We start from the raw sequence: 10,691 nt of genomic DNA on the forward strand, positions 1-10,691 counted from the left end.
TGGGGTCGGGGTGGCCGGATTTGAACCGACGATCTTCTGGTCCCAAACCAGACGCCCTACCAAGCTGGGCCACACCCCGTAAGGACCTCCGAGGCGACTCGGAAGGGCTCCTCTGTTGCCCTCGACCATAGAGGGACATGCCGATCCTAGCTGATCGGCCTGCCCCATGCCTCCTCGTTACGTGCCGATCCCGCCGGCGGTCCCGGGCACGCTCAGGCGCACGGCTGGATCTGGCGCGAAGAGATCATGAACGAGATCGCCGACCCCCAGGGATTCGTCCCCGGAATTCGGGTTGAGCCGGATTCGCCGGCAGCCGTGCCGGCCGACCGCAGGAATTGCTGAAAGCTTCTACGACTCGTCGGGAGTGAACTGCGCCTTCGCGGCCGCGACCGCGTCCACGAGCTCCTCGTCCGTGGCGAGCCCCGCCGCCCTGACGACGGACTCCCATACCGAAATGGAATGGGCCGAGAACTCCAGCACCTCCGGCGAGTTGGCCGCGACGGTGTCCATCCCGGACAGATACCGCCCGAGCCCCATGACCGCCCCATCCCACCCAGGCCCGACATACAGCGCCCCGGCCACGCTCCCCGCCAACGCGAGCGGAACTGTGTGGTCGAGTTCGAGCACCGTGGCTTCGCCGTTTTCGGCCAGCCGTACCTCGACCAGGCTGGTCTCATGCCCGTATGTCACCCGGAGCAGCTTCGGCGGGTCACAGTCCAGAATGTCGCCACTGGCCATGCCTTCGACCTGGAACCGCCCGCCTACCCGGAATTCGCCGCTGACCGGCATGAACCACCGCCGCAACCGGTCAGGATCGGTGAGCGCGTTCCACACGTTTTCGATCGCCGCGTCGTAGGTCCGCCGCACCTGCACGGAAACGCTCTCTCCGTCGGCCCCGGACCGGAGTTCCACCGCACGGTGAGCGGCCGCGATCTGCTGCACGATATCGATCATTCGCCGTCCTTTCTCTTCCGCTTGCCCCGCGCGAGCTCCGTGCCCAGTGCGTCCAGCCGCTGGTTCCAGAACTGCCTGAACTGGTCGAGCCACACGTCGACTTCGCGAAGCGCTTCACCCTCGACCGTGTAGAGACGCCGCGTCCCCTCCGCGCGTACGGACGCGAAACCGCTCTCCCGAAGGACCCGCAGATGCTGGGAGACGCCGGGCTGGGAGATCCCGAACTCGGCCTGGATGACCGTGGTGATGGCGCCGGAACTCTGCTCGCCCTGGGCCAGGAGCTCCAGGATGCGGCGGCGTACCGGGTCTCCGAGGATGTCGAACGCGTGCACTGAACCTTTATATCAATGCAAACTTATATAATCCAAATGAAACGTGCATCAGACGTCGGTACGGAACAGTGCCCAGACCGCTTTACCCCCGGCGTCCAGAACGTCCCAGCCCCACGCCTGGCTATAGGTCTCCACGATGTACAGGCCGCGCCCGTTTTCGGAGACGAAGTCCGGTTCCTTTGGAGTCGGCACCTCGTTGCTGGGATCGGAGACCGCCAGAAGGACATGAGGCGCAAGCCGTACCAACATCAGAGTTATCGGACAGTCAGCCATTCGGTCGACCGGATACAGGGCGTAACGGACAGCGTTCGTAACCAGCTCCGAAACCACCAAAGTTGCGTCGTCGCTCAGTTCCGAAAGTCCCCAGCCGCTGAGCGTCGATCGGGTCACATCTCGGGCAGTCTTCACCGAATCGGCCTGCGGCCGGAGCGGGCACGTGGTGGCATGCGAGTCAGGAGCGCCTCGCATCAGCTGCTCAAAGCCAACATCGCGGGCGGATATGGGCTTCTCCAACATCCTGCCCGCACCTCCCACTTTGCCAGTTTTGCGAACTAGTGCACCATTGGCCCAATATGCACTAAGCCATCATGGGTCAACCCGGTATGCCCATGCAAGACCCAAATGCACGTGCAACTGCCATGTGCAGTTGCCTCGATCGTTGCTTCAATGTGAAATGGACACGAGGTTCAGACCTTGTCTTCGTGCCCGGAAGTGGTGACACTGTGTGGGCTGGGCATGTGGTTTCGTCCTCTCCAGCGCTCGAACCAAGTTGAGAGGGAGGCGCCGTGACACAGACCCAGCCGGGACAAGGCCCCACGGCCCTCCGCATCCTCCTGGGAACCCAGCTTCGCAAACTCCGCGAGACCAAGGGAATCTCCCGCCACGACGCCGGCCATCTGATCCGGGGCTCCGAATCCAAGATCAGCCGGATGGAACTCGGCCGAGTCAGCTTCCGCGAGCGCGATGTCGCCGACCTGCTGACGCTCTACGGCGTGGCCGAGGACGACGCGCGCGGCGCCATCCTGGACCTGGTGGAGCGGGCCAACGAGCCCGGCTGGTGGCACCGCTTCAACGACCTGCTGCCCTCGTGGTTCCAGGCGTATGTGGGGCTTGAGGAGGCGGCGGAACGTATCCGCACCTACGAGGTGCAATTCGTGCCGGGTCTGCTGCAGACCAAGGAATACGCGCGTGCCGTGATCACCGCGGGCGCGGTCGGCGCGGCGCCCGAGGAGATCGCCCGCCGGGTCGACCTGCGGCTGGAGCGCCAGCGAGTGCTGGAAGGCCCGCGCAAGCCGACCTTCTGGGCGGTCATCGACGAGGCCGCGCTGCGCCGCCCGATCGGCGGCACCGAGGTGATGCGCGGCCAGCTGCAGCACCTGATCGAACTGATGAGCCAGTCGAATGTCACGATCCAAATCATGCCGTTCGACTTCGGCGGCCACGCGGCGGAGGGCGGCGCGTTCAGCATCCTGCGCTTCCCCGACGCGGAACTGCCCGACATCATCTACGTCGAACAGCTCGGCAGCGCCCTCTACCTCGACAAACGCGACGAGGTCGATCGTTACAGCGAGGTCATGGAACGCCTCTGCGCGGTCAGCACCACGCCTGCGGAGACCATCGAGATTCTCAGAAAGATCTCACGCGAGCTTTGAGTCGTCGCTTGCTGGTGCCGCTCTGCCCTAGACTGCAGTGTGGCGCTGGACACCCGCCACAGTGGAGCATGCCCATTCGCCTTATGCGTGGGCGCGGCACGCGTGACGTGCCTCAGTGACTGTGCATCACAGTGACTGTGCATTGAGTGCCCGCGATCACCAGATGCTTGATCAAGGAGACCACCCCGTGAAGACCGCTGTCGAGGAGCTCAGCCCGACCCGGGTGAAGCTCACCGTCGAGGTGCCGTTCGAAGAGCTGGAGCCGAGCCTGCAGGCGGCCTACAAGAAGGTCGCGCAGCAGGTGCGCGTCCCCGGATTCCGCCCTGGCAAGGTTCCGGCCCGGATCATCGAGCAGCGCTTCGGCCGCGCGGTGGTCCTTGAGGAGACCTTGAACGACGCGCTCCCCAAACTTTACGGCCAGGCCGTCGACGAGATCGACCTCTTTCCGGTGAGCACGCCGGACATCGAGGTCACCCGGATCGATGACGGCGCCCAGGTCGAGTTCACCGCCGAGGTGGACATCCGCCCCGCTTTCGACGTGCCGGACTACACCGGAGCCGAGATCGTGGTGGATCCGGCCGAGGTGTCGGATGCCGACATCGACGCCCAGCTGGAGGGCCTGCGCCAGCGTTTCGCCACGCTCACCGGCGTGGAGCGCCCGGCCGGTCGCGGCGACTACGTCGTGATGGACCTGCGCGCCGAGATCGACGGCAAGAACCTGGAAGAGCAGCAGGCCGCCGACGTGTCCTACGAGGTGGGCGCCGGTTCGGTGCTGCAGGGCCTGGACGACGCGCTGGAGGGCCTCGGCGCCGGCGAGGAGAGGACCTTCTCGACCACCCTGGTCGGCGGTGAGAACGCCGGCGAGGAGGCCGACGTGATCATCAACGTCAAGTCGGTCAAGGAGAAGGTGCTGCCCGAGCTGGACGACGAGTTCGCCCAGCTGGCCAGCGAGTTCGACACGCTCGAGGAGCTGCGCGGCAGCATCCGCGAGCAGGCCCGCCGCAACAAGCTGATCGACCAGGTCGTGCAGGCCCGCGAGAAGGCGGTGGAGGCGCTGCTGGACAGCATCGACATCCCGCTGCCGGAGAGCGCGCTCAAGGCCGAGCTGGACGCCCGCAAGCACAACCTGGAGCACCAGATCCAGGAGAGCGGCCTCAGCAAAGAGGCGTACTTCCGCCTCTACCAGACGACCGAGGAGGAGCGTTTCGCCGAGTTCGAGGAGAACTCCGCGCTCGCCCTCAAGTCGGGCTTCGTGCTCGACAAGATCGTCAAGGCTGAGGACATCGGCGTCAGCGAGCAGGAGCTGACCAACTTCGTGGTCCGTCGCGCCCAGCAGCTCGGCGTCGCCCCGAACACGCTGGCCCAGCACCTGGCCGACAACGACCAGCTGACCCTGGCCATGATGGAGATCGTGCGGGAGAAGGCCAAGACGGTCGTCGGCGACGCCGCCAAGGTGACCGACACCGAGGGCAACGAGGTGGACCTCAAGGCCATCTACGCCGAACTCAACCCCGAGCAGGACGGCGCTCCCGAAACGGTCCCCGCCCCCTGACGATTCCGCTGCGGCCCCCGGCATTCGCCGGGGGCCGTTTGCGTGTGTGGGTACGGCTTTCGCGTCGGAAACCGTACAAACCCGGCGGTCATTCACATGCGCCGTCAGCGAACAGCCTCGCGTGCGGGCATGAGCTGTCTGCGGCGCGCGTTAAGGTCACAATCAAAGCCCATCGATAACGACGCATCGGAAGGTGACGCTGTGACCAGCCCGCCGACCTTCTTCCAGCCCACCAGCTTCGGGCCCGAGTCTCAGGCGCAGCCCAACGGCTCGTTCCGGCTTGAGGACCAGCTCTACCAGCGGCTCCTGCGCGAGCGCATCGTCGTGCTCGGCACCCAGGTCAATGACGAGGTCGCCAACCGCCTCTGCGCGGAGCTCCTGCTGCTCGCGGCGGACGACGCGGACCGCGACATCTGGCTCTACATCAACTCCCCCGGCGGTTCCATCACAGCCGGCATGGCGATTTACGACATGATGGAGTACGTGCCGAACAACGTGTGCACGGTGGCGATGGGCCTGGCCGCCTCGATGGGCCAGTTCCTGCTCTGCGCCGGCGCCCGCGGCAAACGATATGCGCTGCCCAACGCCCGCATCATGATGCACCAGCCCTCGGGCGGCATCGGCGGCACGGCGGCCGACATCGCCATCCAGGCCGAGCAGATGCTCTACGTCAAGAAGACGCTGGCCGAGCAGATCGCCTTCCACACTGGGCAGCCGGTCGACCAGATCGAGCGCGACTCCGACCGGGACCGCTGGTTCACGGCCGAGGAGGCCAAGGACTACGGCTTCATCGACCATGTCGTTCGCAGCGCACGGCAGGTGCCCTCCGAGGGCGCCGTCTCATGACTGGAGCTTCCAAAGTGAGTGAGCTGATCCGGCCGGGAGACATCAACGGCCGTTACATCATCCCGTCGTTCGTGGAACGCACGACGTACGGGGTGAAGGAGATGAACCCCTACAACAAGCTGTTCGAGGATCGCATCATCTTCCTCGGCGTGCAGATCGACGATGCCTCGGCCAACGACGTGATGGCCCAGCTGCTGACGCTGGAGTCGCTCGACCCTGACCGGGACATCAGCATCTACATCAACTCGCCCGGCGGGTCGTTCACCGCCATGACGGCGATCTACGACACCATGCAGTTCGTCCGGCCCGAGATCCAGACCGTCTGCCTCGGCCAGGCGGCCTCGGCGGCGGCCGTGCTGCTGGCCGGCGGCACCGCGGGCAAGCGGTTCGCGCTGCCGAACGCCCGGGTCCTGATCCACCAGCCCTCCACCGAGGGCGGCGGTCAGGGGTCGGATATCGAGATCCAGGCGCGCGAGATCCTCCGCATGCGGTCACTTCTCGAAGAAATCGTGGCAAAGCACACGGGCAAATCTTCGGACGAGATCCGCCGCGACATCGAGCGCGACAAGATCCTCAGCGCGGACGAGGCGAAGGCATACGGCCTGGTGGACGACATCATCCCGTCCCGCAAGCGTCGCGCCGCGGCCGTGGCTTCCTAAGAGGTCTGACCGCACCGGAACGGTGCCCAATTGGGCACGTTCCGGTGCGACTCGCCGCTAGGGGGCTCACTGAGGGCCCGGAAGACGGTAACGTCGAAACCTGAGCGGGATGACGTTTTCGCACCGGAGTGACTGGCGCGGAATGAACGGACCGCGGCAGCAGGGCGGTCCCACGCAAAGGAGTATCTGGGGTGGCACGCATCGGCGACGGGGGAGACCTGCTCAAGTGCTCGTTCTGTGGCAAGAGCCAGAAGCAGGTCAAAAAGCTCATCGCCGGACCTGGCGTCTACATCTGCGATGAGTGCATCGACCTCTGCAACGAGATCATCGAGGAGGAGCTCTCCGAGTCCTCCGAACTGAAGTGGGACAATCTCCCTAAGCCGCGGGAGATCTACGAGTTCCTCGACGCCTACGTCATCGGTCAGGACAAGGCGAAGAAGGCCCTCTCGGTGGCGGTCTACAACCACTACAAGCGGGTGCAGTCCGGGGAGCGCGGGCGGGACGACGGCCTGGAGCTGTCGAAGTCCAACATCCTGCTGCTCGGCCCCACCGGCTCGGGCAAGACCCTGCTCGCCCAGACGCTGGCGAAGATGCTCAACGTGCCGTTCGCCATCGCCGACGCCACCGCGCTCACCGAAGCCGGATATGTCGGCGAAGACGTGGAGAACATCCTGCTGAAGCTGATCCAGGCCGCCGACTACGACGTCAAGAAGGCCGAGACCGGCATCATCTACATCGACGAGGTCGACAAGATCGCCCGCAAGAGCGAGAACCCGTCGATCACCCGCGACGTCTCCGGTGAGGGCGTGCAGCAGGCCCTGCTGAAGATACTGGAGGGGACCACCGCGAGCGTGCCCCCGCAGGGCGGCCGCAAGCACCCGCACCAGGAGTTCATCCAGATCGACACCACCAACGTGCTGTTCATCTGCGGTGGCGCTTTCGCCGGCCTCGAAAAGATCATCGAGTCCCGGGTGGGCCGGAAGGGGATCGGCTTCAACGCCATCATCCACTCCAAGGAGGAGGTCGACTCCTCCGACATCTTCGGCGACGTCATGCCCGAGGACCTGCTCAAGTTCGGCATGATCCCCGAGTTCGTGGGCCGCCTTCCCGTGATCACGAGCGTGCACAACCTCGACAGGGAAGCGCTCATCCAGATCCTGACCGAGCCGCGCAACGCGCTGGTGAAGCAGTATCGGCGGCTGTTCGAGCTGGACAACGTCGAGTTGGAGTTCACCGACGACGCCCTGGAGGCCATCGCCGACCAGGCGATCCTGCGCGGCACCGGTGCCCGCGGCCTGCGCGCGATCCTGGAGGAGGTGCTCCTCTCGGTGATGTATGAGGTGCCCTCCCGGCAGGACGTGGCCCGTGTGGTGATCACCAGGGAAGCCGTCCTCGAGCATGTGAACCCCACCCTCATCCCGCGCGACCAGCTGAAGCAGCAGCGCACCCCTCGGGAGAAGTCGGCCTGATCCGCCTTTGTCGGGTATGGCCGTCGTTATTCGCGACGGCTGTACCCCTGGGTGCTCATACAATTAGGCAGCGTGACAACGCCTGAGCTTCCCACCCAGTACGCACCTGCCGACGTCGAGACCCCCAGCTACGAGCGGTGGGTAGCGGCCGGATATTTCGGCGCGGATCCTGGCAGCGGGCGTGAGCCGTACAGCATCGTGCTGCCCCCGCCGAACGTGACCGGGTCGCTGCATGTCGGGCACGCCCTCGACCATTCGGTTCAGGACGCGCTGTCGCGCCGCGCCCGGATGCGCGGCTTCGAGACCCTCTGGCTGCCGGGTATGGACCACGCCGGCATCGCCACCCAGAACGTGGTGGAACGCGAGCTCGCCAAGGAGGGCCTGTCCCGGCACGACCTCGGCCGGGAGGCGTTCGTCGAGCGCGTCTGGCAGTGGAAGGAAGAGTCCGGCGGGCGCATCCTCGGCCAGATGACCAAGCTCGGCGACGGCGTCGACTGGTCCCGCGAACGTTTCACCATGGACGAGCGCCTCTCCCGCGCCGTCCAGACGATCTTCAAGCGGCTCTTCGACGATGGGCTCATCTACCGCGCCAACCGCATCATCAACTGGTGCCCGCGCTGCCTGACCGCCCTGTCCGACATCGAGGTCGAGCACAGCGAGGACGACGGCGAGCTCGTCTCCATCCGCTACGGGGAGGGCGACACCGAGATCGTCGTCGCCACCACCCGGGCCGAGACGATGCTGGGCGACACCGCGGTCGCGGTCCACCCGTCGGACGAGCGTTACGCGCATCTGGTCGGGCGCGAGGTTGAGCTGCCGCTGACCGGGCGGATGATCCCGGTCGTCGCCGACGAGCATGTGGATCCAGCGTTCGGGACCGGCGCGGTCAAGGTCACTCCCGCGCACGACCCGAACGACTTCGAGATCAGCCGCCGCCACGACCTGCCGGCCCTGGCGATCATGGACGAGCGCGGCGTGATCACCGCGCATGGCCCGTTCCAGGGCCTCGACCGGTTCGAGGCCCGTCCCGCCGTGGTCGCCGCGCTGCGCGCCGAAGGTCGCATCGTCGCCGAGAAGCGGCCGTATGTGCACGCGGTCGGCCACTGCTCGCGCTGCAAGACCGTCGTCGAGCCGCGCCTGTCGCTGCAGTGGTTCGTCAACGTCGCCCCGCTCGCCAAGGCCGCCGGCGACGCGGTCCGCGACGGCCGCACCCGCATCCACCCGCCGGAGCTGGCCAAACGCTACTTCGACTGGGTGGACGACATGCACGACTGGTGCATCTCCCGCCAGCTCTGGTGGGGGCACCGCATCCCGGTCTGGTACGGCCCGAACGACGAGGTCGTCTGCGTCGGCCCCGACGAGACACCCCCTGATGGCTTTGTCCAGGATCCGGATGTTCTGGACACCTGGTTCTCCTCCGGCCTCTGGCCGTTCTCGACCCTGGGCTGGCCGGAGGAGACCGCGGACCTCAAGCGTTTCTATCCGACGTCGGTCCTGGTCACCGGCTACGACATCCTGTTCTTCTGGGTCGCCAGAATGATGATGTTCGGGCTGTACGCGATGGACGGCCAGCCGCCCTTCCGCACCGTGGCCCTGCACGGCATGGTCCGCGACCAGTTCGGCAAGAAGATGTCGAAGTCGTTCGGCAACGTGGTCGACCCGCTGGACTGGATCGAGCGCTTCGGCGCCGACGCGACCCGCTTCACCCTGCTCCGCGGCGCCAACCCCGGCTCCGACGTCGCGATCAGCGAGGACTGGGCGGCCGGTTCCCGGAACTTCTGCAACAAGATCTGGAACGCCACCCGCTTCGCCCTCATGAACGGCGCGGTCTCCACCGGCCTGCCCGACGAGCGCACGCCCGCCGACCGCTGGATCCTGTCCCGCCTCCAGTCCGTCATCGAGCTGGTCGACACGGCCTTCGAGGACTTCGAGTTCGCCAAGATCTCCGACGCGCTCTACCACTTCGCGTGGGACGAGGTCTGCGACTGGTATCTGGAGCTGGCCAAGATCCAGATCGCCGCCGGCGGCCCGGTCGCCGACAACACCAAACGGGTTCTCGGCCACGTGCTCGACGCCCTGCTCCGCCTGCTGCACCCGCTGGTCCCCTTCGTCACCGAGGAACTCTGGCGGGCGCTCACCGGCAAGGAGTCGTTGGTCATCGCTCCCTGGCCCAAAGGTGACACTTCCCTGTCCGACAAGGCGGCCGAGGCCGAGATCGAGTCCCTCCAGGACCTCGTCACCGAAGTCCGCCGCTTCCGCTCCGACCAGGGCCTCAAGCCCGGCCAGCGCGTCGCCGCCCACCTGTCCCTCTCCGGCACGGCTCTGGCGGCCCACGAGACCGCCATCCGCGCCCTGCTGCGCCTGGACGCCGCGACCGACTCGTTCACGGCGACCGCGAAGCTGGCGGTCGGCGGTGTCACCGTGGAGATCGACACAGCCGGGGCGATCGACGTGGCGGCTGAGCGCAAACGCCTCGAAAAGGACCTCGCGGCGGCGCGCAAGGAACAGGCTCAGGTGACCGGCAAGCTCGGCAACGCGCAGTTCATGGCAAAGGCCCCCGAGGATGTGGTGAGCAAGGTCCGGGCCCGCGCCGCTCAGGCCGAGGAGGACATCGTCCGCCTGGAAGCCCAGCTCGCAGCTCTGCCCGCCTGACCGGACAGGCCCGGAGGGATCCTCCTCCGGGCCTGCCGATCGTTGGTGAAGGCTGGACTCTGGGCGCGGATGTTTAGAGGATCGTGGCCAGGGAATGGATCTCGGGTTACCGAAGTGGCTCGCAGCATCCCTGTAGGGGTGCTAATGTTCTTGTACGCGGTCGGTACGGCGCGCTGGGAGCCCCAACAGGATCCTGGCGGCGGAGCCTCCGCTCCCCTTCTCCCTCAGCCGGGATTCCGGACGCTTCGCCACGATCGGCGTCGCTTCGGGTTCGGCAGAGCGAGGGGTGCTCTGGGAACAGAGCGATTGAAAGATTCGCAAGTTAGCTGAGATGACGGCAAATTTAAATGATTTGACGTAGATCGGATAGCTTGCAAAGATAGAGGCACCCCCGGATCTGCAAGACTTCGGTCTTGCTGGTGCAGGTGTACGTGTGCGTTTCTTGAGAACTCAACAGTGTGCTAAAAGCCAGTGCATGATGCACAACCCCGTCATTTTTGACGGATTCCTTTGGTTGAACATTATGTTTCAGCTGGAGATCTTCTTTTCAAGCATTGTTTGGAGAGTTTGATCCT

9 protein-coding genes and 1 tRNA gene are annotated in these 10,691 nt (G+C 65.8%); 6 read left to right on the forward strand and 4 right to left on the reverse strand.

Translation table 11 applies throughout. The annotated features are described in order from the left end of the window. Positions 1 to 5 precede the first annotated feature (5 nt). The 4 genes from Aple_RS47805 to Aple_RS47820 all read right to left on the reverse strand — a co-directional run bounded on the left by Aple_RS47805 (position 6) and on the right by Aple_RS47820 (position 1,802). Positions 6 to 79 (reverse strand) — tRNA-Pro (locus tag Aple_RS47805). A 269-nt stretch (positions 80 to 348) separates the two neighbouring features. Further along, complete coding sequence (locus tag Aple_RS47810; protein ID WP_155351439.1) at positions 349 to 954, reverse strand: SRPBCC family protein; 606 nt, start codon at positions 952 to 954, stop codon at positions 349 to 351. Continuing rightward, positions 951 to 1,286, reverse strand: a complete 336-nt coding sequence (locus Aple_RS47815; RefSeq protein WP_155351440.1) for an ArsR/SmtB family transcription factor — start codon at positions 1,284 to 1,286, stop codon at positions 951 to 953. The genes Aple_RS47810 and Aple_RS47815 overlap by 4 nt, the downstream gene beginning before the upstream one ends. A gap of 48 nt (positions 1,287 to 1,334) precedes the next feature. Continuing rightward, on the reverse strand, positions 1,335 to 1,802 hold the full coding sequence (locus Aple_RS47820) for an ATP-binding protein (protein ID WP_155351441.1): 468 nt from the start codon (positions 1,800 to 1,802) through the stop codon (positions 1,335 to 1,337). A gap of 269 nt (positions 1,803 to 2,071) precedes the next feature. Between Aple_RS47820 and Aple_RS47825 the strand changes: the two genes are divergently transcribed. From Aple_RS47825 to Aple_RS47850, 6 genes are all read left to right on the forward strand, one after another. Then, a complete protein-coding gene (locus Aple_RS47825) occupies positions 2,072 to 2,938 on the forward strand; it encodes a Sco1979 family transcriptional regulator (RefSeq protein ID WP_155351442.1) in 867 nt (288 codons plus the stop codon). A 187-nt stretch (positions 2,939 to 3,125) separates the two neighbouring features. Further along, a complete protein-coding gene (gene tig, locus Aple_RS47830) occupies positions 3,126 to 4,490 on the forward strand; it encodes a trigger factor (RefSeq protein ID WP_155351443.1) in 1,365 nt (454 codons plus the stop codon). A gap of 201 nt (positions 4,491 to 4,691) precedes the next feature. Next, a complete protein-coding gene (locus Aple_RS47835; protein WP_155351444.1) occupies positions 4,692 to 5,336 on the forward strand; it encodes a ClpP family protease in 645 nt (214 codons plus the stop codon). Continuing rightward, positions 5,333 to 5,995, forward strand: a complete 663-nt coding sequence (locus tag Aple_RS47840) for an ATP-dependent Clp protease proteolytic subunit (RefSeq protein ID WP_155351445.1) — start codon at positions 5,333 to 5,335, stop codon at positions 5,993 to 5,995. The genes Aple_RS47835 and Aple_RS47840 overlap by 4 nt, the downstream gene beginning before the upstream one ends. A 191-nt stretch (positions 5,996 to 6,186) precedes the next feature. After that, positions 6,187 to 7,464, forward strand: coding sequence for an ATP-dependent Clp protease ATP-binding subunit ClpX (clpX, locus tag Aple_RS47845; protein WP_155351446.1), 1,278 nt, complete (start codon positions 6,187 to 6,189; stop codon positions 7,462 to 7,464). 72 nt (positions 7,465 to 7,536) lie between these two features. Next, positions 7,537 to 10,116, forward strand: a complete 2,580-nt coding sequence (locus Aple_RS47850; RefSeq protein ID WP_246265474.1) for a valine--tRNA ligase — start codon at positions 7,537 to 7,539, stop codon at positions 10,114 to 10,116. Positions 10,117 to 10,691 lie beyond the last annotated feature (575 nt).

It is taken from the genome of Acrocarpospora pleiomorpha, from assembly GCF_009687885.1.
In the GTDB taxonomy this organism is placed as follows: domain Bacteria; phylum Actinomycetota; class Actinomycetes; order Streptosporangiales; family Streptosporangiaceae; genus Acrocarpospora; species Acrocarpospora pleiomorpha.

Bases quoted from the DNA above. Each gene is read 5' to 3' on its own strand.
- Aple_RS47820 (WP_155351441.1), bottom strand. From the start codon at position 1,802: ATGTTGGAGAAGCCCATATCCGCCCGCGATGTTGGCTTTGAGCAGCTG.
- Aple_RS47840 (WP_155351445.1), top strand. From the start codon at position 5,333: ATGACTGGAGCTTCCAAAGTGAGTGAGCTGATCCGGCCGGGAGACATC.
- Aple_RS47810 (WP_155351439.1), bottom strand. From the start codon at position 954: ATGATCGATATCGTGCAGCAGATCGCGGCCGCTCACCGTGCGGTGGAA.